The following is a 25375-nucleotide window of genomic DNA, read 5'->3' on the forward strand; positions in this document are numbered from 1 at the left end:
GATCGTTGAACTGATTCACCCAATCGCGATGGACGACGGTTTACGTTTCGCTATCCGTGAAGGTGGCCGTACAGTAGGTGCGGGCGTTGTTGCTAAAGTATTAGGTTAATTCCTGATAGATTTATGCATGAAGAGGGCATCGTAAGATGCCCTTTTTTGTATCTGAAGATTAGATATTTTAAATCTCAGCAAAGCATTAATGTTTTCTCCTGCATCATCATCATTGATGATATAAATAAGTAAAAACACTTAAGTCAAATAAATAGAAATTGAAATCATAATAATTATCATTTACTATCTTGATCGTGAGTAGTTAATGAGGCTGTTATTATGTACGTATGTCTTTGCCACGGTGTGAGTGATAAAAAAATTATCTCGACTGTCCATAAACATCAAATCCACACTATTAATGAATTACGTAAGATCTTACCCGTTGGAAGTTGTTGCGGTAAGTGCGTACGTCAAGCCCGTCAACTTATCGAAAATGAGCAATCAGCTCTTTACCCACAAATTTCTGAAGTTGCATAACAAATTTTAAATTTCCTTTCTCTCCTCTTTGTATAAAAGGTCTACACTGAAAAGACTGGAAGCAAAGGAGCATAAAAATGAAAGGTGATAAAAAAATGATAGCCCACCTTAATAAGTTATTAGGTGGTGAGCTTGTTGCAATTAATCAGTATTTCCTACATGCCCGAATGTTCAAGAATTGGGGACTCACACGTCTCAATGAAATGGAATATCATGAATCCATAGATGAGATGAAACACGCAGATAAATATATCGAGCGTATCTTGTTCCTTGAAGGCATTCCAAATTTACAAGATTTAGGCAAATTAAACATCGGTGAAGATGTTGAAGAGATGCTACGTTCTGATTTGGAATTAGAATTAGGCGGTGCCAAAGATTTACGTGAAGCCATTGCTTACGCAGATTCAATTCATGATTATGTCAGCCGTGATCTCATGCTAGAAATTCTAACCGATGAAGAAGGGCACATTGATTGGATAGAAACCCAGCTTGAACTTATCGAACGTATGGGACTTCAAAATTATTTACAAGCTCAAATTATTGAAGAGTAATTTGGCTCATACAGAAAAGAATAATTCACCTTCGTTAGTGGATTATTAGATGTTTTTTAAAGCAAAGGTAATGAAGGTGCCTTTGCTTTTTTTATTTTTGAAAAGATAAAACGAATTTTTATCGCTGATTTTTTATTCTTGGCTTGATTTCATCACTCAGGCAAGTATAATGCGCAGGCTCACTGATTTAGTGAGGCTGATTTATCAGCTAATGCAGATTTTATATTGCATTAATATAATACTCCCGATTGGGGAGTTATATGCAGAACGATTACACTCTCTCATCAATCGAAATGGGTACGAGTAGTGATCATTTACGTTTATAAAAAATAGTTGGAGCTCTGGTCTCATGCAGAACCAAAGAATCCGTATCCGCCTGAAAGCTTTTGATCATCGTCTGATTGATCAATCAACTGCGGAAATCGTAGAGACTGCTAAGCGCACTGGTGCGCAAGTTCGTGGTCCAATCCCACTGCCGACTCGCAAAGAGCGTTTCACAGTGTTGATTTCTCCGCACGTTAATAAAGATGCGCGTGATCAGTATGAAATTCGCACTCACAAACGTCTGGTTGACATCGTTGAGCCAACCGAGAAAACCGTTGATGCTCTGATGCGTCTGGATCTGGCTGCCGGCGTAGACGTGCAGATCAGCCTAGGTTAATCAGGTCATCAAGCGATTGAGAGGTTGAAACAATGATTGGTTTAGTCGGTAAGAAAGTAGGAATGACTCGTATCTTCACTGAAGATGGCGTTTCAATCCCTGTAACCGTTATCGAAATTGAAAACAACCGTGTTACTCAGGTCAGAGATCTGGAGAAAGACGGTTATCGTGCCATTCAGGTGACTACTGGTAGCAAAAAAGCTAACCGTGTACTGAAACCTGAAGCAGGGCATTTTGCTAAAGCTGGTGTTGAAGCTGGCCGCTTACTACGTGAATTCCGTCTGAATGAAGGCGAAGAATACACTGTAGGTCAAAGCATTAGCGTAGAAATTTTCGCTGACGTTAAAAAAGTCGACGTTACTGGAACATCTAAAGGTAAAGGTTTTGCCGGTACTGTAAAGCGCTGGAACTTCCGTACTCAAGATGCTACCCATGGTAACTCCTTGTCTCACCGTGTTCCGGGTTCTATCGGTCAGAACCAGACTCCGGGTAAGGTGTTTAAAGGCAAGAAAATGGCAGGTCAACTGGGTAACGAACAAGTTACCGTTCAGAGCCTGGAAGTAGTACGTGTTGACGCTGAGCGCAACCTGCTGCTGGTCAAAGGTGCTGTTCCAGGTGCAACTGGCAGTGACCTGATCGTTAAACCAGCTGTCAAGGCGTAACGTCGAGGAGATAGGAATGGAATTGGTAATGAAAGACGCGCAAGGCGCGCTGACTGTTTCCGAAACTACCTTCGGGCGTGACTTTAACGAAGCGCTTGTGCATCAAGTAGTCGTTGCATACGCTGCTGGTGCTCGTCAAGGTACTCGTGCTCAGAAAACCCGTGCTGAAGTTTCTGGTTCAGGCAAAAAGCCTTGGAGACAGAAAGGTACAGGTCGTGCACGTTCAGGTTCAATCAAGAGCCCAATTTGGCGCTCTGGTGGTGTTAGCTTCGCAGCTAAACCACAGGACCACAGTCAAAAAGTAAACAAAAAGATGTACCGTGGTGCTCTGAAGAGCATTCTGTCTGAATTGGTACGTCAAGATCGTCTGATCGTCGTAGAGAATTTTTCTGTTGAAGCGCCTAAAACTAAACTTTTAGCACAGAAACTGAAAGATATGGCTCTGGTTGATGTTCTGATCGTCACTGCTGATGTAGATGAGAATCTGTATTTAGCAGCACGTAACTTATATAAAGTTGACGTACGTGATGCAGCAACAATCGACCCTGTTAGCTTAATCGCCTTCGACAAAGTCGTCATGACTGCTGACGCTGTGAAGCAAGTTGAGGAGATGCTGGCATGATCCGTGAAGAACGTCTGCTGAAAGTACTGCGCGCGCCGCATGTATCTGAAAAAGCTTCTATCGCGATGGAAAAATCAAATACCATCGTTCTCAAAGTTGCTAAAGACGCGACCAAAGCAGAGATTAAAGCAGCTGTACAAAAACTGTTTGAAGTCGAAGTTGAAAGTGTTAACACTCTGCTGATGAAAGGCAAAGTGAAACGTCACGGTCAGCGTATTGGTCGTCGTAGCGACTGGAAAAAAGCTTACGTAACCCTGAAGGAAGGCCAGAATCTGGACTTCGTCGGCGGCGCTGAGTAAGTCGGAGGAGTAAAGAACAATGGCAATTGTTAAATGTAAACCTACGTCTCCGGGCCGTCGCCACGTAGTTAAAGTGGTAAACCCTGAGCTGCATAAAGGGAAACCTTATGCGCCATTGCTGGAAAAAAACAGCAAGTCCGGTGGTCGTAACAACAATGGTCGTATCACTACCCGTCATATCGGTGGTGGTCACAAACAGGCTTACCGTATTGTTGACTTCAAACGCAACAAAGATGGTATCCCTGCGACAGTAGAACGTCTGGAATATGATCCAAACCGTTCAGCTAACATCGCTTTAGTGCTGTATGCTGATGGTGAACGTCGCTACATTCTGGCTCCAAAAGGCCTGAAAGCGGGTGATAAAGTTCAGTCTGGCGTTGATGCTGCTATCAAAGCGGGTAACACCTTACCAATGCGTAATATCCCGGTTGGTTCTACAGTTCATAACGTAGAAATGAAACCAGGTAAAGGTGGTCAGTTAGCTCGTTCAGCTGGTACTTACGTTCAGATCGTTGCTCGTGATGGTGCTTATGTCACTATTCGTCTGCGTTCTGGTGAAATGCGTAAAGTTCCTTCTGATTGCCGTGCAACTATCGGTGAAGTTGGCAACTCTGAGCACATGTTACGCGTTCTGGGTAAAGCTGGTGCAAGTCGCTGGCGTGGTATTCGTCCTACCGTTCGCGGTACTGCGATGAACCCAGTCGATCACCCACATGGTGGTGGTGAAGGTCGTAACTTTGGTAAACACCCAGTAACACCTTGGGGCGTTCAAACCAAAGGTAAGAAGACTCGTAAAAACAAACGCACTGAACATTTCATCGTTCATCGTCGTACTAAGAAATAATTAGAGGATAAGCCATGCCACGTTCTCTCAAGAAAGGTCCTTTCATTGACCTGCACTTGCTGAAGAAGGTAGAGAAAGCGGTGGAAAGCGGTGACAAAAAGCCTGTTAAGACTTGGTCCCGTCGTTCAACGATCTTTCCTAACATGATCGGTTTGACCATCGCTGTCCATAATGGTCGTCAGCATGTTCCAGTTTACGTTTCCGACGAAATGGTTGGTCACAAACTGGGTGAATTCGCGCCGACCCGTACTTATCGCGGTCATGCAGCCGATAAAAAGGCTAAGAAAAAATAAGGTAGGAGGAAGAGATGGAAACTATCGCTATGCATCGCCACGCTCGTTCTTCTGCTCAGAAGGTTCGCTTGGTAGCTGACCTGATTCGCGGTAAGAAAGTGTCGCAAGCTCTGGAAATTTTAACCTTTACCAACAAGAAAGCTGCTGGTTTAGTGAAGAAAGTACTGGAGTCTGCTATTGCTAATGCAGAACACAACGATGGCGCTGACATTGATGATCTGAAAGTAGCTAAGATCTTTGTTGACGAAGGTCCTTCTATGAAGCGCATTATGCCTCGTGCAAAAGGCCGTGCAGATCGTATTCTGAAGCGCACCAGCCACATCACTGTGGTTGTGTCTGATCGCTGAGACTCTGGAGACTAGCAATGGGTCAAAAAGTACATCCTAATGGTATCCGCCTTGGCATTGTCAAGCCTTGGAATTCCACATGGTATGCGGGTACCAATGAATTCGCTGACAACCTAGACAGCGACTTTAAAGTACGTCAGTACTTAACTAAAGAACTGGCTAAAGCATCTGTATCTCGTATCGTTATCGAACGTCCTGCGAAAAGCATCCGTGTGACTATTCACACTGCTCGCCCAGGCATCGTTATCGGTAAAAAAGGTGAAGATGTTGAAAAACTGCGCAAAAACGTAGCGGATATCGCTGGCGTTCCTGCGCAAATTAATATCGCCGAAGTACGTAAACCTGAACTGGACGCAAAATTAGTTGCTGACAGCATCACTTCACAGCTGGAACGTCGTGTTATGTTCCGTCGTGCTATGAAGCGTGCGGTACAGAACGCTATGCGTTTAGGCGCTAAAGGTATTAAAGTGGAAGTAAGTGGTCGCTTAGGCGGCGCTGAAATCGCTCGTACTGAATGGTATCGTGAAGGTCGTGTACCTCTGCACACTCTGCGTGCAGATATCGACTACAATACCTCAGAAGCACAAACCACTTATGGTGTGCTCGGCGTTAAGGTATGGATCTTCAAAGGTGAGATCCTGGGTGGTATGGCTGCAGTTGAACAGGCGGAAAAACCGGCTGCTCAACCTAAAAAGCAGCAGCGTAAAGGCCGCAAGTAAGGAGAGTCGCTGATGTTACAACCAAAGCGTACAAAATTCCGTAAAGTGCACAAAGGCCGCAACCGTGGCTTAGCTGCTGGTGCGGATGTAAGCTTCGGGACTTACGGTCTTAAAGCTGTGGGCCGTGGTCGTCTGACTGCACGTCAGATCGAAGCGGCACGTCGTGCAATGACCCGTGCAGTTAAGCGTCAGGGTAAAATCTGGATCCGTGTGTTCCCAGACAAACCAATCACTGAAAAGCCGCTCGAAGTCCGTATGGGTAAAGGTAAAGGTAACGTTGAGTATTGGGTTGCCTTAATCCAGCCAGGTAAAGTCCTGTATGAAATGGATGGTGTGCCTGAAGAACTGGCCCGTGAAGCATTCAAGCTGGCGGCAGCAAAACTGCCTATCAAAACCACCTTTGTAACTAAGACGGTGATGTAATGAAAGCAAAAGAGCTGCGCGAAAAGAGCGTTGAAGAGCTGAACACAGAACTGCTGAACTTACTGCGTGAGCAGTTTAACCTGCGTATGCAGGCAGCAAGTGGTCAGTTACAACAGTCTCATCTGTTGAAACAAGTGCGTCGTAATATCGCACGCGTTAAGACTTTACTGACTGAGAAGGCGGGTGCGTAATGACCGATAAAATCCGTACTCTGCAAGGTCGTGTAGTTAGTGACAAAATGGAGAAATCTATTGTCGTTGCTATCGATCGTATGGTTAAACACCCATTATATGGTAAGTTTATCCGTCGTACGACCAAACTGCATGTACATGACGAGAACAACGAATGTGGAATTGGTGACGTAGTAGAAATTCGTCAAACACGTCCACTGTCTAAGACTAAGTCTTGGGCGTTAGTTCGCGTTGTAGAAAAAGCTGTTCTGTAATAAAATAGCCTTTTCGTACGAAATAAACGGCTCAAAACTGAACGAGCCGTTTATTTTTTCTGTCCATATCGAGAATGTGGTGTTATAATGCCGCTCCCTCGTATTATGGGATATTGAACGGCCTCTTCTAATGTGGAAGTGGCTCAGTAGTAGTTGACATTTAGCGGAGCACTAAAATGATCCAAGAACAGACTATGCTGAACGTGGCCGACAACTCCGGTGCACGTCGCGTAATGTGTATCAAGGTTCTAGGTGGCTCGCACCGTCGCTACGCAGATGTAGGTGACATCATCAAAATTACCATCAAGGAAGCAATTCCACGTGGTAAAGTTAAGAAAGGTGATGTACTGAAAGCGGTAGTGGTGCGCACCAAGAAGGGTGTTCGTCGCCCTGACGGTTCTGTCATTCGCTTCGATAGCAACGCTTGTGTATTGTTAAACAACAACAGCGAGCAAGTTATTGGTACGCGTATTTTTGGGCCGGTTACTCGTGAACTTCGTAATGAGAAGTTCATGAAAATAATCTCTCTGGCACCTGAAGTACTCTAAGGAGCAGGCAATGGCAGCGAAAATCCGTCGTGATGACGAAGTTATCGTTCTTACTGGTAAAGATAAAGGTAAGCGCGGTAAAGTAAAACAGGTTCTTTCTTCTGGTAAAGTTCTCGTTGAAGGTATCAATCTGGTTAAAAAACATCAGAAGCCAGTTCCGGCTCTGAATCAACCAGGTGGCATCGTTGAAAAAGAAGCGTTTATTCAAGTTTCTAACGTTGCGCTTTTCAATGCGGCAACCGGCAAGGCTGACCGTGTAGGTTTTAGATTTGAAGACGGTAAGAAAGTTCGTTTCTTCAAGTCTAATAAAGAAACTATCAAGTAATTTGGAGTATACGATGGCGAAACTGCATGATTACTACAAAGACGAGGTGGTCCAACAACTGATGTCTCAGTTTGGTTACCATTCTGTCATGCAAGTCCCTCGGGTCGAGAAGATCACCCTGAATATGGGTGTTGGTGAAGCGATTGTTGATAAGAAACTGCTGGACAATGCAGCAGCTGATTTAGCAGCAATCTCAGGTCAAAAACCTTTGATCACCAAAGCACGCAAATCTGTTGCAGGCTTCAAAATCCGCCAGGGCTATCCGATCGGCTGTAAAGTGACCCTGCGTGGCGAACGCATGTGGGAGTTCTTTGAACGCTTGATCTCTATTGCTGTACCTCGTATTCGTGACTTCCGTGGTTTATCCGCTAAGTCATTTGACGGACGTGGTAACTACAGCATGGGCGTACGTGAGCAAATCATCTTCCCTGAAATCGATTACGATAAAGTGGATCGTGTTCGTGGTTTGGATATTACCATTACTACGACTGCGAAATCAGATGATGAAGGTCGCGCACTGTTAGCAGCGTTTAACTTCCCGTTCCGCAAGTAAGGCAGGGCATTCATGGCTAAGAAATCTATGAAAGCACGTGATGTAAAACGTGCGAATTTAGCTGAGAAATTCTTCGCAAAACGCGCAGAACTGAAAGCTATCGTTTCAGATGTGAACGTGTCTGACGAAGATCGTTGGAATGCTGTTCTAAAACTGCAAACTATGCCACGTGATTCAAGTCCTTCACGTCAGCGTAACCGCTGCCGTCAAACTGGACGTCCGCACGGTTTCCTGCGGAAATTTGGCCTCAGCCGTATTAAAGTCCGTGAAGCCGCTATGCGCGGTGAAATCCCGGGCCTTAGAAAGGCTAGCTGGTAATTACCATAATTGAATCACGGGAGTAAAGACAGATGAGCATGCAAGATCCCATCGCGGATATGCTGACCCGTATCCGTAACGGTCAGGCCGCGAACAAAGTTGCGGTCACAATGCCTTCCTCCAAGCTGAAAGTGGCGATTGCCAACGTGCTTAAGGAAGAAGGTTATATCGAAGATTTTAAAATTGAAGGCGACACTAAGCCAGAACTGGAAATCACTTTAAAATATTTCCAAGGCAAGGCTGTAGTAGAAAGCATTCAGCGCGTAAGCCGTCCAAGTCTGCGCATCTATAAAAGAAAAGATGAGCTGCCACAAGTTATGGCAGGACTGGGCATCGCTGTTGTTTCTACCTCAAAAGGTGTTATGACTGATCGTGCAGCTCGCCAAGCAGGTCTTGGTGGCGAGATTATCTGCTACGTAGCTTAATTCGGGAGGAAAGAATGTCTCGTGTGGCAAAAGCACCCGTCGTCATTCCTGCCGGCGTAGAGGTTAAACTCAACGGTCAGGTAATTACGATTAAGGGTAAAAACGGCGAGCTAACTCGTACTATCCATAATGCAGTTGAAATTCAACATGCTGACAACCACTTAACTTTCGCACCTCGCGATGGTTTTGCTGATGCTTGGGCACAGGCGGGTACTACTCGTTCTCTGTTAAATGCAATGGTTGTAGGTGTTACCGAAGGCTTCACTAAGAAACTGCAACTGGTAGGTGTAGGTTATCGTGCGTCTATTAAAGGCAATGCGGTTAACTTATCAGTAGGTTTTTCACATCCAGTGGAACACCAACTGCCAGCAGGCATCACTGCTGAATGTCCAACACAAACTGAAATCGTACTGAAAGGTGCGGATAAGCAAGTGATTGGTCAAGTAGCAGCTGAACTGCGTGCTTACCGTCGCCCTGAGCCTTATAAAGGTAAAGGTATTCGTTACGCCGACGAAGTTGTGCGTATCAAAGAGGCTAAGAAGAAGTAAGGTAACACTATGGATAAGAAAGCAGCTCGTATCCGTCGTGCGACCCGCGCACGCCGTAAGCTCCAGGAATTGGGTGCGACTCGCCTGGTGGTACACCGTACCCCTCGCCATATTTATGCGCAGGTTATTGCACCAAACGGTTCTGAAACTTTGGTGGCCGCTTCTACTACAGAAAAAGCTATCATTGAGCAACTGAAAAACACTGGAAACAAAGAAGCAGCAGCAGTAGTTGGTAAAATTGTTGCTGAACGCGCTCTGGAAAAAGGTATCAAAGTAGTATCATTTGACCGTTCCGGTTTCCAATATCATGGTCGAGTCCAGGCACTGGCAGATGCTGCCCGTGAAGCTGGCCTTCAGTTCTAAGGTAGGAGTGTAAGATGGCTCACATCGAGAAACAAGCTGGCGAACTGCAGGAAAAGCTGATCGCGGTAAACCGCGTATCTAAAACCGTTAAAGGTGGTCGTATCTTTAGCTTCACCGCTCTTACAGTAGTTGGTGATGGTAATGGCCGCGTTGGTTTTGGATATGGCAAAGCTCGCGAAGTTCCGGCAGCAATCCAGAAAGCGATGGAAAAAGCCCGTCGCAATATGAAAACCGTCGCTTTAAACAACGGTACTCTGTTCCACCCTGTTAAAGGTACTCACACAGGCTCTCGCGTATTTATGCAGCCTGCTCATGAAGGTACTGGTATCATCGCAGGTGGTGCAATGCGTGCAGTTCTAGAAGTGGCTGGCGTTCGTAACGTACTGGCTAAAACCTATGGTTCCACTAACCCGATTAACGTGGTTCGTGCAACACTGGACGCTTTAGATAGCATGAAGTCTCCAGATATGGTCGCAGCTAAGCGTGGTAAATCCGTTGAAGAAATTCTGGGGTAATGACCATGGCTAAGACTATTAAAATTACTCAAACACGCAGCTTAATCGGCCGTCTGCCTAAACATAAGGCAACTATGACTGGTTTAGGTCTGCGTCGCATCGGTCACACTGTAGAACGCGAAGATACACCAGCAGTTCGCGGTATGATCAACTTGGTTTCCTATATGGTTAAAGTTGAGGAGTAAGAGATGCGTTTAAATACTCTGTCTCCGGCTGAAGGTGCCAAGCATGCGCCTAAACGTGTAGGTCGTGGTATCGGTTCTGGCTTAGGTAAAACTGGCGGCCGTGGTCACAAAGGTCAGAAATCTCGTTCTGGCGGTGGCGTACGTCGTGGTTTTGAAGGCGGCCAGATGCCTTTATATCGTCGTTTACCAAAATTTGGTTTTACTTCACGTAAATCATTCGTGACTGCGGAAATCCGTCTGTCTGATTTAGCTTACGTTGAAGGCGATGTAATCGATCTGAATGCACTGAAAGCCGCAAACGTTGTTGGCCCACAGATTGAATTTGCAAAATTAATTCTGTCTGGCGAGGTTAACCGTGCAGTGACTATTCGTGGTCTGCGTGTTACCAAAGGTGCCCGTGCAGCAATCGAATCAGCTGGCGGTAAAATTGAGGAATAAGTGACAGATGGCTAAACAACCAGGTTTAGATTTTCAGAGTGCTAAAGGTGGTGTTGGTGAACTAAAACGCAGACTTTTGTTTGTTCTTGGTGCACTTATTGTCTTTAGGATTGGCTCTTTTATTCCTATCCCTGGTATTGATGCCACTGTGCTTGCCAAATTGCTCGATCAGCAAAAAGGCACCATCATTGAAATGTTTAACATGTTCTCTGGTGGTGCTCTTAGCCGTGCTTCTATCTTTGCGCTGGGTATCATGCCTTATATTTCGGCATCGATTATTATCCAACTCTTATCAGTGGTTAACCCTCGGTTAGCAGAGATTAAGAAGGAAGGGGAGGCCGGTCGTCGTAAGATCAGCCAATATACCCGTTATGGTACTTTGGTGCTGGCGATATTCCAATCAATTGGTATCGCAACAGGCTTACCGAATATGCCAGGAATGCAAGGTCTGGTAATTAATCCAGGTCTACCATTCTATATTACGGCTGTTGTGAGCTTAGTCACTGGGACAATGTTCCTAATGTGGTTAGGTGAGCAAATCACTGAACGTGGTATTGGTAACGGTATCTCAATTATTATCTTTGCAGGTATCGTTGCAGGTCTTCCGCCTGCCATTGGTCAAACCATCGAGCAGGCGCGGCAAGGCGAACTGCACTTCCTCCTGTTATTGTTGGTTGCAGTATTGGTGTTCGCGGTTACTTTCTTTGTTGTTTTTGTAGAAAGAGGACAACGTCGTATCGTTGTTAACTATGCAAAACGTCAACAAGGGCGTAGAATATACGCGGCACAAAGTACACATCTACCACTTAAAGTAAATATGGCGGGTGTTATACCAGCAATTTTTGCTTCAAGTATTATCCTGTTTCCTGGTACAATAACCTCTTGGTTTGGCGATGGTACAGGGTGGGGTTGGCTGACGACGATTTCTTTAAATCTACAGCCTGGTCAACCTATTTATGTGTTACTATACGCTGCTGCAATCATATTCTTCTGTTTCTTCTATACGGCGTTGGTTTTCAACCCAAGAGAAACGGCAGATAACCTGAAGAAGTCCGGTGCATTTGTACCAGGAATTCGCCCGGGAGAGCAGACGGCTAAATATATAGATAAAGTAATGACTCGTTTAACCTTAATCGGTGCCTTGTATATTACCTTTATCTGTCTCATCCCGGAGTTCATGCGTGACGCAATGAAAGTACCTTTCTATTTTGGCGGTACTTCCCTCTTAATCGTGGTTGTGGTCATCATGGATTTTATGGCTCAAGTGCAAACTCTCCTGATGTCAAGTCAGTATGAGTCTGCATTGAAAAAAGCAAATCTTAAAGGTTAATTACTGATAAGCGATTTGTTTTAGAAGTTACGGAGAGTAAAAATGAAAGTTCGTGCTTCCGTCAAGAAAATGTGCCGTAACTGCAAAATTGTTAGACGTCACGGTCACGTGCGTGTAATTTGCAGCGTCGAGCCTAAGCATAAACAGCGTCAAGGCTAATTTATTGCATTTTTTTCTTGCAAAGTTCGGTTGAGCTGGCTAAATTAGCCAGCCCAATCTTTTATAATATATACAGTATTGTTTGAGTATCCTGAAAACGGGCTTTTCAGAATGGTACTGTATAACTGCTAATTTAGGAGTGCATAGTGGCCCGTATAGCAGGCATTAACATTCCTGATCATAAACATACTGTAATCGCATTAACTTCGATTTACGGTATCGGTAAGACCCGCTCACAGGCTATCTGTGTAGCTGCTGGTATTGCTGAAAATGTTAAGATCAGTGAGCTGTCTGAAGAGCAAATCGACAAGCTGCGTGACGAAGTTGCCAAATACGTTGTAGAAGGTGATCTGCGTCGTGAAGTTACCCTGAGCATCAAACGTCTGATGGATCTTGGTACTTACCGTGGTTTACGTCATCGTCGTGGTCTACCAGTTCGCGGTCAGCGTACTAAGACTAACGCACGTACCCGTAAGGGTCCGCGTAAGCCGATCAAGAAATAATCGGGGTATTTGAACAATGGCAAAAGCACCTATTCGTGCACGTAAGCGTGTAAGAAAACAAGTCTCTGACGGTGTGGCTCATATCCATGCTTCTTTCAACAACACAATCGTTACTATTACCGATCGTCAAGGTAACGCATTGGGTTGGGCTACTGCCGGTGGTTCCGGTTTCCGTGGTTCTCGTAAATCTACTCCGTTCGCGGCTCAGGTTGCAGCAGAACGTTGCGCTGAAGCTGTTAAAGAGTACGGAATTAAGAACTTGGAAGTTATGGTTAAAGGACCTGGTCCTGGTCGTGAGTCAACTATCCGTGCATTAAACGCGGCTGGTTTCCGCATCACTAATATTACTGATGTGACTCCGATTCCTCATAACGGTTGTCGTCCACCGAAAAAACGTCGCGTTTAATAACGTTTTCGTTTTTAGGAAAGTTGGAGAAAGAAAATGGCAAGATATTTGGGTCCTAAGCTCAAGCTGAGCCGCCGTGAAGGTACAGATTTATTTCTAAAATCTGGCGTTCGGGCGATTGACACCAAGTGTAAACTGGAACAAGCACCAGGTCAGCACGGCGCACGTAAACCGCGTCTTTCTGATTACGGTGTTCAGTTACGTGAAAAACAAAAAGTACGTCGTATTTACGGTGTTCTAGAACGTCAATTCCGTAACTACTACAAAGAAGCAACTCGTCTGAAAGGCAACACAGGTGAAAACCTGCTGACTCTGCTGGAAGGTCGTCTGGATAACGTTGTTTATCGTATGGGCTTTGGCGCAACTCGCGCAGAAGCACGTCAGATGGTTAGCCATAAAGCAATCATGGTAAATGGTCGCGTGGTTAACATTGCTTCTTATCAGGTTTCCCCGAATGACGTAGTCAGCGTTCGTGAAAAATCGAAAAAACAGTCTCGTATCAAGGCTGCTTTAGAGCTGGCTGAACAGCGTGAAAAGCCAACATGGCTGGAAGTTGATGCTGCTAAGATGGAAGGTGTGTTCAAACGTATTCCTGAACGTACTGACTTGTCTGCTGACATTAACGAGCACCTGATCGTCGAGCTTTACTCCAAGTAAGGCTTAGCACCAAAGAGAGGACACAATGCAGGGTTCTGTGACAGAGTTTCTAAAACCGCGCCTGGTTGATATCGAGCAAGTCAGTTCGACGCACGCCAAGGTGACCCTTGAGCCATTAGAGCGAGGCTTCGGCCATACTCTTGGTAACGCACTGCGCCGTATTCTGCTTTCGTCTATGCCGGGTTGTGCGGTAACAGAGGTTGAGATTGATGGTGTACTGCATGAGTACAGCACCAAAGAAGGTGTTCAGGAAGATATCCTAGAAATACTGCTCAACCTTAAAGGGTTGGCGGTAAAAGTTCATGGTAAAGATGAAGTTATTCTTACTTTGAGCAAATCTGGCATTGGCCCTGTTATTGCAGCCGATATCATCCATGACGGTGATGTCGAAATCGTCAAGCCGCAGCACGTTATCTGCCACCTTACAGACGAGAACGCATCTATTAATATGCGTATCAAAGTTCAGCGTGGTCGTGGTTATGTGCCGGCTTCTGCCCGAATTCATTCGGAAGAAGATGAGCGCCCTATCGGTCGCCTTTTAGTAGACGCGTGCTATAGCCCAGTTGAGCGTATTGCTTATAATGTGGAAGCAGCTCGTGTTGAACAGCGTACCGACTTGGATAAGCTGGTTATCGAGATGGAAACTAACGGTACTATCGATCCAGAAGAATCGATTCGCCGTGCAGCGACTATCCTGGCTGAACAGCTTGAAGCTTTTGTTGACTTACGTGATGTTCGTCAACCAGAAGTTAAAGAAGAGAAGCCAGAATTCGATCCTATCTTACTGCGCCCAGTAGACGATCTTGAATTGACTGTCCGCTCTGCTAACTGTCTGAAGGCAGAAGCAATCCACTACATCGGTGATCTGGTACAGCGTACTGAAGTTGAATTACTTAAGACGCCTAACCTTGGTAAGAAATCTCTTACTGAGATTAAAGACGTACTGGCGTCGCGTGGTCTATCTCTGGGCATGCGCCTTGAGAATTGGCCACCTGCAAGTATCGCTGATGAATAAGATCACAGGTTAAGGTTTTACTGAGAAGGATAAGGTCATGCGCCATCGTAAGAGTGGTCGTCAATTGAACCGCAACAGCAGCCATCGTCAGGCTATGTTTCGTAACATGGCAGGTTCTTTAGTTCGTCATGAGATAATCAAGACAACTTTGCCTAAAGCGAAAGAACTGCGTCGCGTCGTTGAGCCGCTGATTACTCTTGCCAAGACCGACAGCGTAGCTAATCGTCGTCTGGCATTCGCCCGTACTCGTGATAACGAAGTCGTGGCAAAACTGTTTACAGTATTAGGTCCGCGTTTTGCGAGCCGTGCAGGTGGTTACACTCGTATTCTGAAGTGTGGCTTCCGTGCTGGTGACAACGCTCCAATGGCTTACATTGAGCTTGTTGACCGTGCTGATTCTGAAACAGAAGCAGCAGCTGAATAATTTAATTATTATTTAGTGAAGCGAATAAAAAGACCGGATTTTTAATCCGGTTTTTTTATATCTATCGAAAATGATAGTTATGAAACTACCGTTATAAAAATAATCTATCAAGCTATATCCTAACCTTTCTATTTGTTATTCCATGCTTTTTTGCCTACTCTTGTGTTACATCATATTTATTTTCTGTTATTTCAGCATACTGCTATTTTGGTAAGATAAGCTTCGCACTATATTTCAATTCTATTTTTTTGATTATTTGTTATGCTTATGCATCATTTAGAGTGAGGGCATGATCCATGTATCGTATTGGGCAGGTTGCAAAATTAGCGAATGTGACAACAGATACAATCCGTTTTTATGAAAAACAGGGATTGATGGATCATGACAGGCGAACAGAAGGCGGTTATCGCTTATATACAGAGAAAGATCTCCAACGTTTACGTTTTATTCGTTATGCAAAAGAGTTGGGCTTTACATTAGACGCGATTACAGAGCTACTTTCTATTCGTGTTGATCCCGCTCATCACACCTGTGTTGAATCAAAACATATTGTTGATGCAAGACTTGCGGAAGTTGAAATTCGCTTGAAAGAAATGGAAAGGATGCGAGATTCATTGAAGATGTTAAGTAATGCATGTTGTGGCAGTGCTCATGAAAGTACTTATTGTTCTATTCTTGAAATACTTGAATCTGGAGCCACAAAGCAATAATATCTGTACCGCATTACGTTTTATGTTCTTTAACAATTTAAGAGGTTTTTATGTCTAGCAAATATCAGCACCAGAAAGGTGTTATTAAAGATAATGCCTTAGCAGCACTTGTTCATGATCCACTATTTAGACAACGCGTGGAAAAGAATAAGAAAGGAAAAGGAAGTTATATGAGAAAAGCGAAACATGACAAGAAGGGTAACTGGGAGGCCAGTGATAACAAAAGATTTTTTCAATTGTTATCACTGGCCTTTTAGTTTTTATTTTTGCTGATTTTTTAATAAATCACGAATTTCTGTTAATAGAGTTTCTTCTGCAGAAGGTGCCGGTGGTGCTTTAGGTGCTTCTTCTGCCTGACGACGTGTCTTGTTAATTAATTTGATTGCACAGAAAATCGCAAATGCAACAATGGCAAAGTCAAAAACAGTTTGAATGAACATGCCATAATTTAGTACAACTGCCGGTACATCCCCACTAGCATCTCTTAATACAAGACTAAACTGTTTGAAGTCAATACCACCGATTAACAAGCCTAGCGGTGGCATAATAATATCAGCAACTAATGATGAAACAATCTTACCGAAGGCTGCACCAATGATGACACCGACTGCCATGTCAACAACGTTGCCTTTCATTGCGAATTCACGAAACTCTTTGAAAAAAGACATAACCACCCCTTATTTATCTATTCATAGATTTATTATGTAAAAATATAGTATCTAACATGATAATAATAGACCATTATAAGTAACAATTACTATTATTCTTATTTCTACGTAGTCTTTATAAGAAAAATGGGCTAGGTTGGAAAAGCTTTTCTACTTCAGGGACATATTTTTTATCAGTGATAAACATAATCACATGATCCCCTTGTTCTATGGAGTGACTTGCGTTCGCAATAATAACATCTTGATCTCTAACAATTGCACCAATGATAGTTCCAGGTGGTAGTTTTATATCTTGTATACGGCGACCAACAACTTTTGATGTATTTTCATCACCATGTGCAACGGCTTCAATTGCTTCTGCAACACCTCGTCGTAATGAGGAAACACTAACAATATCAGCTTTACGAACATGGCCTAAAAGTGCAGAAATTGTTGCTTGTTGTGGTGATATTGCAATATCAATAACCCCACCTTGAACTAAATCAACATAAGCACTACGCTGAATAAGCACCATTGCTTTTTTAGCACCCATTCTTTTTGCCAGCATCGCTGACATAATATTGGCTTCATCATCATTAGTCAGTGCGATAAAGACATCGATTTGTTCTATGTGTTCTTCAGCAAGAAGTTCTTGATCTGATGCATCACCATAGAAAACGATGGTGTCATGGAGTAGTTCAGCGAGCTCTGTTGCTCGTTGCTGATTATGTTCAATAAGTTTGACGCTATAATCTTTTTCTAATCTAGCCGCTAAACCTGCACCGACATTACCACCACCAACAATCATAATGCGTTTATAAGGTTTTTCTAATCGCTGTAATTCACTCATTACTGCACGAATATGCTGAGATGCAACGACAAAGAAAACTTCATCTCCTGCTTCAATGATTGTGGAGCCTTGAGGCCGGATAGGCCTGTCTTGACGAAAAATGGCAGCAACACGAGTATCAATATGTGGCATATGATCACGTAATGTTGATAGTGCATTTCCGACGAGAGAACCACCATAATACGCTTTTACTGCAACAATACTGACTTGGCCATCGGCAAAATTAACAACTTGTAAGGCACCTGGGTATTGGATCAATTTATAAATATAATCAATAACCAAATGCTCTGGAGAGATTAAATAATCAATGGGGATAGCTTCTGGGAGGAAGAGTTTGTCTGCTTCACGAACAAATTCAGAGGCACGTATCCGAGCAACTTTGTTGGGTGTATTAAACAGAGTGTAAGCAACTTGGCACGCTATCATATTGGTTTCGTCAGAGTTGGTGACGGCAACCAGCATATCTGCATCTTCAGCACCAGCTTCTCTTAAGATCCTTGGGTGAGATCCATGCCCATTGACTACTCGTAAATCGAATTTATCTTGAAGTTGGCGCAAACGATCTGCATTAGTATCAACGACAGTAATATCATTATTCTCCCCGACAAGATTTTCAGCGAGAGTGCCACCTACTTGACCAGCGCCTAAGATAATAATTTTCATCGCAATTTCTCAGAGTATTCGATTAGCAAATAGAAAAGAAACGCAAGATCTTAATGATCTTGCGTTGAAATAGTAGCGGTTTTTAGATCTGATATCATCTTTTATCACAAGATCATATTTTCTTGATCAATGCATAAAAGAAACCATCACCACCTTCTTCTTCTGGTAAGCATTGATGCTGATAATCACATTGTGCATCTTTCGTTGACGCTAAAAATGCTTCCACTTGTTGTTTATTCTCTTCTGGCAAAATAGAGCAGGTTGCATAAACCAATGTGCCACCAGATTTTAGGTATGGCCAAATAGCGTGAAGGATCTCTTTTTGAATTTGAGCTAATTGCTCAATGTCGTCATTACGGCGAAGCCACTTAATATCTGGATGACGGCGGATAACGCCTGTTGCTGAGCATGGTGCATCAAGTAGAATTCGGTCAAATTGCATACCCGCACACCATTGTTCAGGATAACGACCATCACCACTTTTGACGACGGCATTAAGTTTTAAACGTGTAAGGTTTTCTTGTACACGTTTCAAACGTTGCTCATCTATATCGATTGCTAATACTTGAGCCTGAGGAGCTATCTCTAAAATATGTGTTGTTTTACCGCCCGGTGCTGCACATAAGTCAAGGATCTGTTCTTTATTTTGTGGCGCTAATAATTCAGCACAACGCTGAGCTGAACGATCTTGAACTGTTACCCAACCATCAGCAAATCCAGGAAGAAGATTCACGTTACATGGATCCTCTAAGCGGATTGCAAAAGGGTGACTGTCATCAGCAACAGCGGCAATTTCTTCCTTTTCAAGTAATGTTAAATATTCTTCTTGTGAATGATGGCGTTGATTTACACGTAACCACATAGGTGGTTTTTGATTATTACCTTCAACAATATTTATCCATTGTTCAGGATAAGCCTGTTTAATACGGGCAAGTAGCCATGATGGATGGAGAAAACGATTTTCACTATTTTGAAAACGTTCATCTAGGATATCTTGTTGACGTTGAAACTGACGCAACACACCGTTAATTAATCCTTTTAACTGGGGTTTTTTTAATGCGACAGCGCCATTTACCGTTTCTGCTAGAGCAGCATGAGCAGGAATACGTGTATAAAGAAGTTGATATAAGCCAACCATAATGAGGTAGTGTAAAATGCGTTGTTTACCTTTTAATGGTTTATCCATGAGTTGCTGAATAATCCATTCTAATTGTGGCAATGTACGTAATACACCAAAGCAAAGTTCCTGTAGTAATGCTTTGTCTTTGTCTGAAACATTTTTTTGAAGTTCGGGTATGACGGTACTTAGAGATAAGCCTTGATCTAATACTTGGTTAATTGCTTTGGCTGCAATGCTACGTAAGTTGTATGACGTTTTCATGATGAGTTAACGTTTAATATTGAGCGCCAGAGATGTACTACATTGGCGTGAAAAAAGGAAAACCCTGATAATAGTGTTAGTATCAGGGTTTAGAATAATTATTGAATGATTTTTCCAGGAGTGAACCAATCTCGCTTGGAGTTTAAGAAATCAGCAGAAGCCATAGGTTTTTTACCTGATGGTTGCAACTCAGTGATATTTAGAATGCCGTTACCTGTCGCAATATAAATACCCGTTTTATCTGCTTTTAATAAGGTTCCTGCTGGTTGATCTGTATCATCAGCAATAGCTTGTGCTTTCCATACTTTTACAGGTTGCTCGTCTAACATGAAAAAGCTCATTGGCCATGGATTGAATGCTCTTATGCAACGTTCAATCTGTTCTGCTGATAATGACCAATCAATTTTTGCTTCTTCTTTAGATAATTTTTGTGCGTAGTTCGCTAAATTATCATTTTGTTTTTCAGCTTTTATTTTACCTGAGGTAATGAGATCTAACGTAGTTGTTAGAGCCTTGGGTCCAAGCTCCGCAAGCTTTTCATAAAGAGATGCACTGGTATCATCACTCGTAATTGGGCACGAGGCTTTATACAGCATATCGCCTGTATCTAAGCCAACATCCATTTGCATAATCGTGACACCTGTTTCTTTATCTCCTGCCCACAATGAGCGTTGAATTGGTGCTGCACCGCGCCATTTAGGAAGGAGAGAACCATGCACATTAAGGCAACCTAAACGCGGTATTTCAAGAACTGCTTTAGGTAAGATCATGCCATAAGCGACAACAATCATAATGTCTGCTTGTTGTGCTGCTATCCATTCATGGTTCTCTTCTGGTTTTAAAGATGCCGGCTGATAAACAGGAATATTATGAGTTAATGCCAGTTCTTTAACAGGGCTAATAGTCAGTTTCTTACCTCTTCCTGCGGGTTTATCTGGAGGAGTGAGTACTCCCACCACACGATGTTGAGTTGATAACAATGCAGCTAAATGTCGAGCCGCAAAATCGGGTGTTCCCGCAAAAATAATACGTAATGAATCAGACACGTTTTCTTCCTGTTTCAATTTAACTGTTACTGTCCTGCTTTAGCTCTTTTTTTATCTAGCTTATCGAGTTTTTCAACTTTTTGACGGATGCGTTGGCGTTTTAATGGAGATAAATAATCCACAAATAATTTACCAACTAAATGATCCATTTCATGTTGAATACAGATAGCTAATAAATCATCAGCCTCTAACTCAAAAGGTTGGCCATTGTAATCAAGAGCTTTTACTTTTACATGCTCTGCACGAGGAATAAAAGCACGCTGTTCCGGAATAGACAAACAGCCTTCTTCTATGCCTGTATCGCCATCAGCATCAAGAAGTTCTGGGTTTATTAATACCAGTCTTTGATCTCTGGTTTCAGAGACATCAATGACGATAATGCGCTGGTGGATATTTACCTGTGTCGCAGCTAAGCCGATGCCTTCTTCCAAATACATTGTTTCAAACATATCATCGACAATTTTTTGGATTTCGGCATCAACTTTTTCGACTGGCTTTGCAATCGTGCGAAGGCGCTCGTCTGGATAATGTAATACGTGTAACACTGCCATAATTTATTCGGACTGTTTCTAAAATGTGAATAGGATTTAACGTCTATTCTAGACATTTATTGTCTAGATTGACAGTATTTGGTGTGTTTAGCACTCACCCTGTTTGCTAAAAACAATATTAGGATAATGCATGGATGCTAGAGAAATATGGATAAGGCTTAATGCTGTTTCAAGACTCCCCATTAGTAAAGCGATTCAAATTGCAAGGTATCTACAATCTTTAACTCAATTAAATCAAGGGCTATTAATAGGTTGTGGTCTGTCAGAACAGCAAAGTCATCAATTCTTAAGACTTCATGCAAATGCTGTCAACGATACATTAAAATGGTTAGATAAAAACGAATCATCATTATTAACGATAACAGATTCAGATTATCCTCCTTTATTAAAGCAAATATCATCGCCCCCGCTTTTGCTTTTTGTTGCAGGGAATAGGCAGTATTTAAAAAGCACACAAATTGCATTAATTGGTAGTCGAGTTGCTACACCATATGGTTCCAAATGGGCAACTTATTTTGCGCAGGAACTAGTAAAGAAAGAGTTAACTATTACAAGTGGGTTAGCTCAAGGTATTGATGGTATTGGACATCGAAGTGCATTAAAAAATAATGGTATTACTATTGCTGTACTAGGGAGTGGTTTAGAGCAGATTTATCCGTCATTTCATCGTACTCTTGCAGCACAAATAAAAGAATCTGGTCTTCTTATTTCTGAGCATTTACCTATGACCCCGCCTTTAGCGCGTCATTTTCCTCAACGTAATCGAATTATTAGTGGACTAAGTGCTGCACTACTTATTGTGGAAGCCGGAATTAAAAGCGGTTCTTTAATAACAGCAAACTATGCTTTGCAACAAGGTAAAGAGTTGTTCGTGTTACCGGGACTATTGGGTGATATTCATTTTGAAGGCAATCACCAACTTATTAAGCAAGGTGCAAATTTAGCATCTTCACCTGAAGATATCGTTGAATATTTAAATAGTTCTTTGCAGTGGCTTACTTGTGTTAATGAGTATCAACAAAAACAAATCACAGAAGAATATACAACACTTATTAATAGTGAAAAACAAGAGGCTAAAGTAGAACAATTTACACCTGAACAACAGCAGGCGATGGAAGTGATATTACCTTTTCTAGGTTTTAATAAAACTGTACCCATTGATATCATTGCTCAGGATAGTGGATTATCAACTTCTGAATTAGCTCCTCTTTTATTAGAGCTTGAGCTTATTGAAAAAGTCGCTATTGTGGCTGGTGGCTATACTCGATTGGAATAAGTGTAATGAGGTAAAACAATGGCAAAGCATATGCCGTTTACACAGCAGCCTGAACAGGAAAAATGCCCTGAATGTGGCAGTGTATTAGTGATGAAAAATGGAGGGCATGGCCCTTTTTTAGGATGTTCGGCTTACCCTGATTGCCACTATATTAAAACATTAAAATCACAAGGTGATGGGCAAATTATAAAAGTCTTAGAAGGGCAACCTTGTAAGTGTTGTGGTGCTGATTTAGTTTTGCGTCAAGGTAAATTTGGGATGTTTATTGGTTGTAGTAATTATCCTACATGTGAACATATAGAACAAATTGATAAACCTGATGAAACCGTCATACCTTGTCCTCAATGCGAAAAAGGAAAATTATTACAACGTAAGTCTAGGTTTGGTAAGACATTTTATGCTTGTAACCAATATCCAGAATGCCAATTTGTATTAAACAACAAACCTGTTAATGGTGAATGTGAACATTGCCACTATCCATTATTGATGGAAAAAAGGTCTTCTCAAGGAGTAAGATTGGTGTGCGCCAGCAAATTATGTGGAAAGCAACAAACAAAAAGAGAAGAACATGAATAACGAAGTATCACCTGTAAGCAATACTATAATAGCAGCATTAAAAAATAATAAAGTTATCGCCTATCCAACAGAAGCCGTATTTGGGGTAGGTTGTGATCCTGATAGCGAACATGCTGTTATGGCATTATTAATGTTAAAACAACGCTCAATTGACAAAGGATTAATTTTAATTGCTGATAATTATGAGCAATTGAAACCTTATATCGATGATAGTGCATTGACACAAACCCAGCGAGATAGAATGTTTGCGTCTTGGCCAGGACCTGTTACATGGGTTATTCCTGCCAAATCAACGACACCAAAGTGGCTAACTGGAAAATTTACTTCTTTAGCTGTGAGAGTAACAGACCACACAGTTGTTAAAGAACTTTGCCTAGCCTATGGAAAACCTTTAGTTTCAACGAGTGCGAATTTAAGTGGATTACCACCATGTCGTACAGTTGAAGAAGTAAAAGTACAGTTTCAGGATACAATTCCTATCGTTGAAGGGAGTGTCGGAGGTAGACAGAATCCTTCTGAAATCCGAGATGCATTAACGGGTGAGTTATATCGACAAGGGTGATTGTGATGGAAAAATATTTAGTGATGGGAAATCCTATCGAGCATAGTCAGTCTCCTTTCATCCACCAATTTTTTTCAAAACAGACAGGAATAGAGTATGACTATGGACGTTTACTCGTTCCTTTAGGTGAATTTGAGAAAACAGCCTCGCATTTTTTTTCTAATGGGGGGCGAGGTGCTAATGTTACTGTTCCTTTTAAAGAAGATGCATTCCGCTTTGTGGATAAATTAACGGATAGAGCGAAAGCATGTGGTGCAGTTAATTCTATTGTTAAATTGGAAGATGGCTCACTCCTTGGTGATAATACTGATGGGCAAGGACTTATTCTGGATTTAGCAAGACTCGATTTTATTGTGCCTAATAAGATTAAATCAGTCTTAGTTATCGGTGCTGGTGGCGCAACAAGAGGAATATTGCTTCCATTACTTGATTTTGATTGTGATATTACTTTAACCAATCGTACATTTGCTAAAGCTGAACAATTAGTAAAAGAATTTAGTCAATTTGGAACGATCCGAGCAATAGCTGTCGAAGATGTTGCCGATAGACATTACGATTTAATTATAAATGCCTCTTCATCCAGCATGACTAATGATTTACCACCTATTCCTAACACTGTTTATGGTTTTGATACAGCGTGCTACGATCTTTATTATCAAACAGGGATGACATCATTTCTATATAACGCGTTAAAACATGGAAGCACGCGTTTATCAGATGGATTAGGTATGTTAGTAGGACAAGCCGCTTATGCACTTGAACTGTGGTATGAAATTGTGCCAGATATTAATCCCGTCCTTAATGTATTAAGAGAAAGATTGAATCAATGAACCAGTCCATTCAATTTCCAGATCGTGAAATATGGCTAGCTGAGGATAGGAGTGTTCTTTTTCCTATAATGATCAACGGAATGCTTTTTGATTGTCAAATTACAGAGCAAGAGCTTATTGAGCGTTTTGGTGTTGGAGAAGGAATTTTATTATTTAAACAAAATCGTTGGGACATTGAAGAAGAATTTGAAGAGTTGGTAACGGAATATGAGTTATCAACTCTTTATCCTATCTATTCTTTATCAATGGCAGATAGATGAGTAGGTAAATAGTTATTTTTCCATCCAACATAATTATTAGCAGAATAGATAAAGTGCTCTATTTCTGCTGATGAAAGTGGGCGAATTTTTTTCACTGGACTTCCTAAATAAAGAAAACCACTTTCAAGTCGCTTTCCTGGCGGAACTAAACTACCTGCGCCAATCATTACATCGTCTTCAATAATTGCACCATCAAGTAAAATAGAACCCATTCCGACTAGAACACGATCTCCTATTGTGCATCCGTGTAACATTACTTTGTGTCCAACAGTAACATTATCACCAATAATAAGAGGAAAACCTTCAGGATCATTGGGTGAGATGTGAGTGACATGAAGAACTGAACCATCTTGAATATTTGACCTTTTGCCAATACTCACGTAATTCACATCACCACGAATAACAACCATAGGCCAGATACTGACATCTTCACTAATACGTACATCTCCAATCACAGTTGCTGTTTCATCAATAAAAACATCTTTATCAATAGAAGGCGAAAGGTGTAAGTAATTCCTGATTGTTGATTTCCCCATAATTTAACCTCGCACTTGGTTTCACTTTATAATAAGAAAAGCATAGCAGTGGATGGGGGTGGCTGGCGAGGGCAATGATTTTTAGGCTACATGACTATCAAAATCGATACTAAAGGAGAAAGTAGAGCAATAGAGTGTGATTGATAGAATATACCGAATAGACAATAACAAGATAAAGCGTATATTTTTTACACACAAAAGATGTTTTCTGTATCAAAAATAGACGCAAAGTTCAAAAAGAGAACGAACAGAAAAAAAGTTGAAATAAATACTTGCGCTAATCCGAGAACTCCCTATAATGCGCATCCACTGACCGACGATGAGCTGACAACAGCCACGAAGGACAGCGAAGAGAAAAGAAAAAAGTTTGAAAAAACTCTT

Annotated in this window: 45 protein-coding genes; 39 read left to right on the plus strand and 6 right to left on the minus strand. The window is 42.2% G+C overall.

Going from position 1 to position 25375, the window contains the following annotated elements; genetic code table 11:
• The 33 genes from AB4J89_RS18670 to AB4J89_RS18830 form a co-directional block, all read left to right on the plus strand.
• Positions 1-109: hypothetical protein (locus tag AB4J89_RS18670; protein WP_337090808.1), on the plus strand; the 109-nt coding region annotated here is incomplete at its 5' end.
• A gap of 221 nt (positions 110-330) precedes the next feature.
• Complete coding sequence (bfd, locus tag AB4J89_RS18675; protein WP_088494063.1) at positions 331-528, plus strand: bacterioferritin-associated ferredoxin; 198 nt, start codon at positions 331-333, stop codon at positions 526-528.
• A 77-nt stretch (positions 529-605) separates the two neighbouring features.
• Positions 606-1079, plus strand: coding sequence for a bacterioferritin (bfr, locus tag AB4J89_RS18680; RefSeq protein WP_075674372.1), 474 nt, complete (start codon positions 606-608; stop codon positions 1077-1079).
• Positions 1080-1428: 349 nt separating this feature from the next.
• Positions 1429-1740: a 30S ribosomal protein S10 gene (gene rpsJ / locus AB4J89_RS18685; protein ID WP_001181005.1), complete on the plus strand. Its 312-nt coding sequence runs from the start codon at positions 1429-1431 to the stop codon at positions 1738-1740.
• Between the two features lie 32 nt (positions 1741-1772).
• Positions 1773-2402: a 50S ribosomal protein L3 gene (rplC, locus tag AB4J89_RS18690; protein WP_023583465.1), complete on the plus strand. Its 630-nt coding sequence runs from the start codon at positions 1773-1775 to the stop codon at positions 2400-2402.
• Positions 2403-2418: 16 nt separating this feature from the next.
• The gene (rplD, locus tag AB4J89_RS18695; protein ID WP_088494062.1) at positions 2419-3024 is read left to right on the plus strand and encodes a 50S ribosomal protein L4; all 606 of its coding nucleotides are present in this window, start codon (positions 2419-2421) and stop codon (positions 3022-3024) included.
• On the plus strand, positions 3021-3323 hold the full coding sequence (gene rplW, locus AB4J89_RS18700; protein ID WP_004246962.1) for a 50S ribosomal protein L23: 303 nt from the start codon (positions 3021-3023) through the stop codon (positions 3321-3323). Before rplD ends, rplW begins: the two co-directional genes overlap by 4 nt.
• A gap of 19 nt (positions 3324-3342) precedes the next feature.
• Complete coding sequence (rplB, locus tag AB4J89_RS18705) at positions 3343-4167, plus strand: 50S ribosomal protein L2 (RefSeq protein WP_006535497.1); 825 nt, start codon at positions 3343-3345, stop codon at positions 4165-4167.
• A 14-nt stretch (positions 4168-4181) separates the two neighbouring features.
• Positions 4182-4460 (plus strand): 30S ribosomal protein S19, encoded by a 279-nt coding sequence (rpsS, locus tag AB4J89_RS18710; RefSeq protein ID WP_004246960.1) that lies wholly within the window; start codon positions 4182-4184, stop codon positions 4458-4460.
• A gap of 14 nt (positions 4461-4474) precedes the next feature.
• Entirely contained in the window at positions 4475-4807 is a 333-nt protein-coding gene (rplV, locus tag AB4J89_RS18715; RefSeq protein WP_006535498.1) for a 50S ribosomal protein L22, read from the plus strand.
• Positions 4808-4824: 17 nt separating this feature from the next.
• On the plus strand, positions 4825-5526 hold the full coding sequence (gene rpsC / locus AB4J89_RS18720; protein ID WP_023583467.1) for a 30S ribosomal protein S3: 702 nt from the start codon (positions 4825-4827) through the stop codon (positions 5524-5526).
• A 12-nt stretch (positions 5527-5538) separates the two neighbouring features.
• A complete protein-coding gene (rplP, locus tag AB4J89_RS18725) occupies positions 5539-5949 on the plus strand; it encodes a 50S ribosomal protein L16 (protein ID WP_006535500.1) in 411 nt (136 codons plus the stop codon).
• On the plus strand, positions 5949-6140 hold the full coding sequence (gene rpmC, locus AB4J89_RS18730) for a 50S ribosomal protein L29 (protein ID WP_004238624.1): 192 nt from the start codon (positions 5949-5951) through the stop codon (positions 6138-6140). Before rplP ends, rpmC begins: the two co-directional genes overlap by 1 nt.
• On the plus strand, positions 6140-6394 hold the full coding sequence (rpsQ, locus tag AB4J89_RS18735) for a 30S ribosomal protein S17 (protein WP_023583468.1): 255 nt from the start codon (positions 6140-6142) through the stop codon (positions 6392-6394). Before rpmC ends, rpsQ begins: the two co-directional genes overlap by 1 nt.
• 176 nt (positions 6395-6570) lie before the next feature.
• Positions 6571-6942: a 50S ribosomal protein L14 gene (gene rplN / locus AB4J89_RS18740; RefSeq protein ID WP_004246955.1), complete on the plus strand. Its 372-nt coding sequence runs from the start codon at positions 6571-6573 to the stop codon at positions 6940-6942.
• A 10-nt stretch (positions 6943-6952) separates the two neighbouring features.
• Positions 6953-7267, plus strand: coding sequence for a 50S ribosomal protein L24 (rplX, locus tag AB4J89_RS18745; protein ID WP_075674042.1), 315 nt, complete (start codon positions 6953-6955; stop codon positions 7265-7267).
• A gap of 13 nt (positions 7268-7280) precedes the next feature.
• Positions 7281-7820 (plus strand): 50S ribosomal protein L5, encoded by a 540-nt coding sequence (gene rplE, locus AB4J89_RS18750; protein ID WP_075674041.1) that lies wholly within the window; start codon positions 7281-7283, stop codon positions 7818-7820.
• 12 nt (positions 7821-7832) lie between these two features.
• The gene (rpsN, locus tag AB4J89_RS18755) at positions 7833-8138 is read left to right on the plus strand and encodes a 30S ribosomal protein S14 (RefSeq protein WP_006535503.1); all 306 of its coding nucleotides are present in this window, start codon (positions 7833-7835) and stop codon (positions 8136-8138) included.
• 32 nt (positions 8139-8170) lie between these two features.
• A complete protein-coding gene (rpsH, locus tag AB4J89_RS18760; RefSeq protein WP_004246950.1) occupies positions 8171-8563 on the plus strand; it encodes a 30S ribosomal protein S8 in 393 nt (130 codons plus the stop codon).
• Between the two features lie 14 nt (positions 8564-8577).
• Positions 8578-9111: a 50S ribosomal protein L6 gene (gene rplF / locus AB4J89_RS18765; protein WP_023583470.1), complete on the plus strand. Its 534-nt coding sequence runs from the start codon at positions 8578-8580 to the stop codon at positions 9109-9111.
• Positions 9112-9120: 9 nt separating this feature from the next.
• Complete coding sequence (rplR, locus tag AB4J89_RS18770) at positions 9121-9474, plus strand: 50S ribosomal protein L18 (RefSeq protein ID WP_023583471.1); 354 nt, start codon at positions 9121-9123, stop codon at positions 9472-9474.
• A gap of 14 nt (positions 9475-9488) precedes the next feature.
• Positions 9489-9989 (plus strand): 30S ribosomal protein S5, encoded by a 501-nt coding sequence (gene rpsE, locus AB4J89_RS18775; RefSeq protein ID WP_023583472.1) that lies wholly within the window; start codon positions 9489-9491, stop codon positions 9987-9989.
• Positions 9990-9994: 5 nt separating this feature from the next.
• A complete protein-coding gene (rpmD, locus tag AB4J89_RS18780; protein ID WP_036914634.1) occupies positions 9995-10174 on the plus strand; it encodes a 50S ribosomal protein L30 in 180 nt (59 codons plus the stop codon).
• Positions 10175-10177: 3 nt separating this feature from the next.
• Positions 10178-10612: a 50S ribosomal protein L15 gene (gene rplO, locus AB4J89_RS18785; protein WP_004246944.1), complete on the plus strand. Its 435-nt coding sequence runs from the start codon at positions 10178-10180 to the stop codon at positions 10610-10612.
• Between the two features lie 7 nt (positions 10613-10619).
• The gene (gene secY / locus AB4J89_RS18790; RefSeq protein WP_006535510.1) at positions 10620-11942 is read left to right on the plus strand and encodes a preprotein translocase subunit SecY; all 1323 of its coding nucleotides are present in this window, start codon (positions 10620-10622) and stop codon (positions 11940-11942) included.
• 42 nt (positions 11943-11984) lie between these two features.
• Positions 11985-12101: a 50S ribosomal protein L36 gene (gene rpmJ / locus AB4J89_RS18795; protein ID WP_071788572.1), complete on the plus strand. Its 117-nt coding sequence runs from the start codon at positions 11985-11987 to the stop codon at positions 12099-12101.
• Positions 12102-12247: 146 nt separating this feature from the next.
• Positions 12248-12604, plus strand: a complete 357-nt coding sequence (rpsM, locus tag AB4J89_RS18800) for a 30S ribosomal protein S13 (RefSeq protein ID WP_036914623.1) — start codon at positions 12248-12250, stop codon at positions 12602-12604.
• A gap of 16 nt (positions 12605-12620) precedes the next feature.
• The gene (gene rpsK, locus AB4J89_RS18805; protein WP_002919257.1) at positions 12621-13010 is read left to right on the plus strand and encodes a 30S ribosomal protein S11; all 390 of its coding nucleotides are present in this window, start codon (positions 12621-12623) and stop codon (positions 13008-13010) included.
• A 36-nt stretch (positions 13011-13046) separates the two neighbouring features.
• The gene (gene rpsD, locus AB4J89_RS18810) at positions 13047-13667 is read left to right on the plus strand and encodes a 30S ribosomal protein S4 (protein ID WP_004246942.1); all 621 of its coding nucleotides are present in this window, start codon (positions 13047-13049) and stop codon (positions 13665-13667) included.
• A 25-nt stretch (positions 13668-13692) separates the two neighbouring features.
• Positions 13693-14682 carry a DNA-directed RNA polymerase subunit alpha gene (gene rpoA / locus AB4J89_RS18815; protein ID WP_006535513.1) on the plus strand — a complete coding sequence of 330 codons (990 nt, stop codon included), beginning with the start codon at positions 13693-13695 and terminating at the stop codon, positions 14680-14682.
• A 37-nt stretch (positions 14683-14719) separates the two neighbouring features.
• A complete protein-coding gene (gene rplQ, locus AB4J89_RS18820) occupies positions 14720-15106 on the plus strand; it encodes a 50S ribosomal protein L17 (RefSeq protein WP_004246940.1) in 387 nt (128 codons plus the stop codon).
• A gap of 296 nt (positions 15107-15402) precedes the next feature.
• A complete protein-coding gene (gene zntR / locus AB4J89_RS18825) occupies positions 15403-15816 on the plus strand; it encodes a Zn(2+)-responsive transcriptional regulator (RefSeq protein ID WP_088494060.1) in 414 nt (137 codons plus the stop codon).
• 50 nt (positions 15817-15866) lie between these two features.
• Complete coding sequence (locus tag AB4J89_RS18830) at positions 15867-16073, plus strand: alternative ribosome-rescue factor A (protein WP_023583475.1); 207 nt, start codon at positions 15867-15869, stop codon at positions 16071-16073.
• A gap of 3 nt (positions 16074-16076) precedes the next feature.
• Here AB4J89_RS18830 and mscL read toward each other — a convergent pair whose 3' ends face one another.
• From mscL to def, 5 genes are all read right to left on the minus strand, one after another.
• Positions 16077-16484 (minus strand): large-conductance mechanosensitive channel protein MscL, encoded by a 408-nt coding sequence (gene mscL, locus AB4J89_RS18835; protein WP_023583476.1) that lies wholly within the window; start codon positions 16482-16484, stop codon positions 16077-16079.
• A 115-nt stretch (positions 16485-16599) separates the two neighbouring features.
• Positions 16600-17976 (minus strand): Trk system potassium transporter TrkA, encoded by a 1377-nt coding sequence (gene trkA, locus AB4J89_RS18840; RefSeq protein ID WP_023583477.1) that lies wholly within the window; start codon positions 17974-17976, stop codon positions 16600-16602.
• Positions 17977-18088: 112 nt separating this feature from the next.
• Entirely contained in the window at positions 18089-19357 is a 1269-nt protein-coding gene (gene rsmB, locus AB4J89_RS18845) for a 16S rRNA (cytosine(967)-C(5))-methyltransferase RsmB (protein ID WP_311755833.1), read from the minus strand.
• Positions 19358-19455: 98 nt separating this feature from the next.
• On the minus strand, positions 19456-20403 hold the full coding sequence (gene fmt, locus AB4J89_RS18850) for a methionyl-tRNA formyltransferase (protein ID WP_088494058.1): 948 nt from the start codon (positions 20401-20403) through the stop codon (positions 19456-19458).
• Between the two features lie 26 nt (positions 20404-20429).
• Positions 20430-20954 (minus strand): peptide deformylase, encoded by a 525-nt coding sequence (gene def, locus AB4J89_RS18855; protein ID WP_088494057.1) that lies wholly within the window; start codon positions 20952-20954, stop codon positions 20430-20432.
• 130 nt (positions 20955-21084) lie between these two features.
• On the opposite strand from def, the gene dprA reads away from it, so the two are divergent.
• From dprA to AB4J89_RS18880, 5 genes are read left to right on the plus strand one after another with little or no spacing between them, the layout of a single operon-like run.
• Entirely contained in the window at positions 21085-22230 is a 1146-nt protein-coding gene (gene dprA, locus AB4J89_RS18860) for a DNA-processing protein DprA (protein WP_088494056.1), read from the plus strand.
• A gap of 18 nt (positions 22231-22248) precedes the next feature.
• Entirely contained in the window at positions 22249-22806 is a 558-nt protein-coding gene (locus tag AB4J89_RS18865; protein WP_368470317.1) for a topoisomerase DNA-binding C4 zinc finger domain-containing protein, read from the plus strand.
• Positions 22799-23368 (plus strand): L-threonylcarbamoyladenylate synthase type 1 TsaC, encoded by a 570-nt coding sequence (tsaC, locus tag AB4J89_RS18870; RefSeq protein ID WP_368470320.1) that lies wholly within the window; start codon positions 22799-22801, stop codon positions 23366-23368. The genes AB4J89_RS18865 and tsaC overlap by 8 nt, the downstream gene beginning before the upstream one ends.
• A 5-nt stretch (positions 23369-23373) precedes the next feature.
• Entirely contained in the window at positions 23374-24198 is an 825-nt protein-coding gene (gene aroE, locus AB4J89_RS18875; RefSeq protein WP_311755837.1) for a shikimate dehydrogenase, read from the plus strand.
• Positions 24195-24458 (plus strand): DUF1488 family protein, encoded by a 264-nt coding sequence (locus AB4J89_RS18880; RefSeq protein WP_088494052.1) that lies wholly within the window; start codon positions 24195-24197, stop codon positions 24456-24458. The genes aroE and AB4J89_RS18880 overlap by 4 nt, the downstream gene beginning before the upstream one ends.
• Here AB4J89_RS18880 and AB4J89_RS18885 read toward each other — a convergent pair.
• Positions 24431-24994, minus strand: a complete 564-nt coding sequence (locus tag AB4J89_RS18885; RefSeq protein ID WP_088494051.1) for a gamma carbonic anhydrase family protein — start codon at positions 24992-24994, stop codon at positions 24431-24433. The genes AB4J89_RS18880 and AB4J89_RS18885 overlap by 28 nt on opposite strands.
• Before the next feature lie 201 nt (positions 24995-25195).
• Here AB4J89_RS18885 and AB4J89_RS18890 point away from each other — a divergent pair.
• Positions 25196-25375 (plus strand): hypothetical protein (locus AB4J89_RS18890; RefSeq protein ID WP_368470323.1); only part of this gene is annotated, 180 nt, incomplete at its 3' end.

The organism is Proteus sp. STS61-E (genome assembly GCF_040932335.1).
Taxonomy (GTDB): Bacteria; Pseudomonadota; Gammaproteobacteria; order Enterobacterales; family Enterobacteriaceae; genus Proteus; species Proteus mirabilis_B.

Excerpts from the sequence above, each read along its gene's own strand:
- def (WP_088494057.1), bottom strand. The coding sequence starts at position 20,954 with ATGGCAGTGTTACACGTATTACATTATCCAGACGAGCGCCTTCGCACG.
- aroE (WP_311755837.1), top strand. The coding sequence starts at position 23,374 with ATGGAAAAATATTTAGTGATGGGAAATCCTATCGAGCATAGTCAGTCT.
- rplW (WP_004246962.1), top strand. The coding sequence starts at position 3,021 with ATGATCCGTGAAGAACGTCTGCTGAAAGTACTGCGCGCGCCGCATGTA.
- rplQ (WP_004246940.1), top strand. The coding sequence starts at position 14,720 with ATGCGCCATCGTAAGAGTGGTCGTCAATTGAACCGCAACAGCAGCCAT.
- AB4J89_RS18865 (WP_368470317.1), top strand. The coding sequence starts at position 22,249 with ATGGCAAAGCATATGCCGTTTACACAGCAGCCTGAACAGGAAAAATGC.
- rpsD (WP_004246942.1), top strand. The coding sequence starts at position 13,047 with ATGGCAAGATATTTGGGTCCTAAGCTCAAGCTGAGCCGCCGTGAAGGT.
- rpsJ (WP_001181005.1), top strand. The coding sequence starts at position 1,429 with ATGCAGAACCAAAGAATCCGTATCCGCCTGAAAGCTTTTGATCATCGT.
- rpsQ (WP_023583468.1), top strand. The coding sequence starts at position 6,140 with ATGACCGATAAAATCCGTACTCTGCAAGGTCGTGTAGTTAGTGACAAA.
- rplR (WP_023583471.1), top strand. The coding sequence starts at position 9,121 with ATGGATAAGAAAGCAGCTCGTATCCGTCGTGCGACCCGCGCACGCCGT.
- rsmB (WP_311755833.1), bottom strand. The coding sequence starts at position 19,357 with ATGAAAACGTCATACAACTTACGTAGCATTGCAGCCAAAGCAATTAAC.
- rpmJ (WP_071788572.1), top strand. The coding sequence starts at position 11,985 with ATGAAAGTTCGTGCTTCCGTCAAGAAAATGTGCCGTAACTGCAAAATT.
- rpmD (WP_036914634.1), top strand. The coding sequence starts at position 9,995 with ATGGCTAAGACTATTAAAATTACTCAAACACGCAGCTTAATCGGCCGT.
- bfr (WP_075674372.1), top strand. The coding sequence starts at position 606 with ATGAAAGGTGATAAAAAAATGATAGCCCACCTTAATAAGTTATTAGGT.
- rplN (WP_004246955.1), top strand. The coding sequence starts at position 6,571 with ATGATCCAAGAACAGACTATGCTGAACGTGGCCGACAACTCCGGTGCA.
- rplD (WP_088494062.1), top strand. The coding sequence starts at position 2,419 with ATGGAATTGGTAATGAAAGACGCGCAAGGCGCGCTGACTGTTTCCGAA.
- rpsH (WP_004246950.1), top strand. The coding sequence starts at position 8,171 with ATGAGCATGCAAGATCCCATCGCGGATATGCTGACCCGTATCCGTAAC.
- rplP (WP_006535500.1), top strand. The coding sequence starts at position 5,539 with ATGTTACAACCAAAGCGTACAAAATTCCGTAAAGTGCACAAAGGCCGC.
- zntR (WP_088494060.1), top strand. The coding sequence starts at position 15,403 with ATGTATCGTATTGGGCAGGTTGCAAAATTAGCGAATGTGACAACAGAT.
- rpsN (WP_006535503.1), top strand. The coding sequence starts at position 7,833 with ATGGCTAAGAAATCTATGAAAGCACGTGATGTAAAACGTGCGAATTTA.
- rpoA (WP_006535513.1), top strand. The coding sequence starts at position 13,693 with ATGCAGGGTTCTGTGACAGAGTTTCTAAAACCGCGCCTGGTTGATATC.
- rpsS (WP_004246960.1), top strand. The coding sequence starts at position 4,182 with ATGCCACGTTCTCTCAAGAAAGGTCCTTTCATTGACCTGCACTTGCTG.
- mscL (WP_023583476.1), bottom strand. The coding sequence starts at position 16,484 with ATGTCTTTTTTCAAAGAGTTTCGTGAATTCGCAATGAAAGGCAACGTT.
- rplX (WP_075674042.1), top strand. The coding sequence starts at position 6,953 with ATGGCAGCGAAAATCCGTCGTGATGACGAAGTTATCGTTCTTACTGGT.
- rpsK (WP_002919257.1), top strand. The coding sequence starts at position 12,621 with ATGGCAAAAGCACCTATTCGTGCACGTAAGCGTGTAAGAAAACAAGTC.
- rpmC (WP_004238624.1), top strand. The coding sequence starts at position 5,949 with ATGAAAGCAAAAGAGCTGCGCGAAAAGAGCGTTGAAGAGCTGAACACA.
- bfd (WP_088494063.1), top strand. The coding sequence starts at position 331 with ATGTACGTATGTCTTTGCCACGGTGTGAGTGATAAAAAAATTATCTCG.
- rpsE (WP_023583472.1), top strand. The coding sequence starts at position 9,489 with ATGGCTCACATCGAGAAACAAGCTGGCGAACTGCAGGAAAAGCTGATC.
- rplF (WP_023583470.1), top strand. The coding sequence starts at position 8,578 with ATGTCTCGTGTGGCAAAAGCACCCGTCGTCATTCCTGCCGGCGTAGAG.
- AB4J89_RS18830 (WP_023583475.1), top strand. The coding sequence starts at position 15,867 with ATGTCTAGCAAATATCAGCACCAGAAAGGTGTTATTAAAGATAATGCC.
- dprA (WP_088494056.1), top strand. The coding sequence starts at position 21,085 with ATGGATGCTAGAGAAATATGGATAAGGCTTAATGCTGTTTCAAGACTC.
- rplE (WP_075674041.1), top strand. The coding sequence starts at position 7,281 with ATGGCGAAACTGCATGATTACTACAAAGACGAGGTGGTCCAACAACTG.
- rplC (WP_023583465.1), top strand. The coding sequence starts at position 1,773 with ATGATTGGTTTAGTCGGTAAGAAAGTAGGAATGACTCGTATCTTCACT.
- AB4J89_RS18880 (WP_088494052.1), top strand. The coding sequence starts at position 24,195 with ATGAACCAGTCCATTCAATTTCCAGATCGTGAAATATGGCTAGCTGAG.
- AB4J89_RS18885 (WP_088494051.1), bottom strand. The coding sequence starts at position 24,994 with ATGGGGAAATCAACAATCAGGAATTACTTACACCTTTCGCCTTCTATT.
- secY (WP_006535510.1), top strand. The coding sequence starts at position 10,620 with ATGGCTAAACAACCAGGTTTAGATTTTCAGAGTGCTAAAGGTGGTGTT.
- trkA (WP_023583477.1), bottom strand. The coding sequence starts at position 17,976 with ATGAAAATTATTATCTTAGGCGCTGGTCAAGTAGGTGGCACTCTCGCT.
- rplO (WP_004246944.1), top strand. The coding sequence starts at position 10,178 with ATGCGTTTAAATACTCTGTCTCCGGCTGAAGGTGCCAAGCATGCGCCT.
- rplB (WP_006535497.1), top strand. The coding sequence starts at position 3,343 with ATGGCAATTGTTAAATGTAAACCTACGTCTCCGGGCCGTCGCCACGTA.
- tsaC (WP_368470320.1), top strand. The coding sequence starts at position 22,799 with ATGAATAACGAAGTATCACCTGTAAGCAATACTATAATAGCAGCATTA.
- rplV (WP_006535498.1), top strand. The coding sequence starts at position 4,475 with ATGGAAACTATCGCTATGCATCGCCACGCTCGTTCTTCTGCTCAGAAG.
- rpsC (WP_023583467.1), top strand. The coding sequence starts at position 4,825 with ATGGGTCAAAAAGTACATCCTAATGGTATCCGCCTTGGCATTGTCAAG.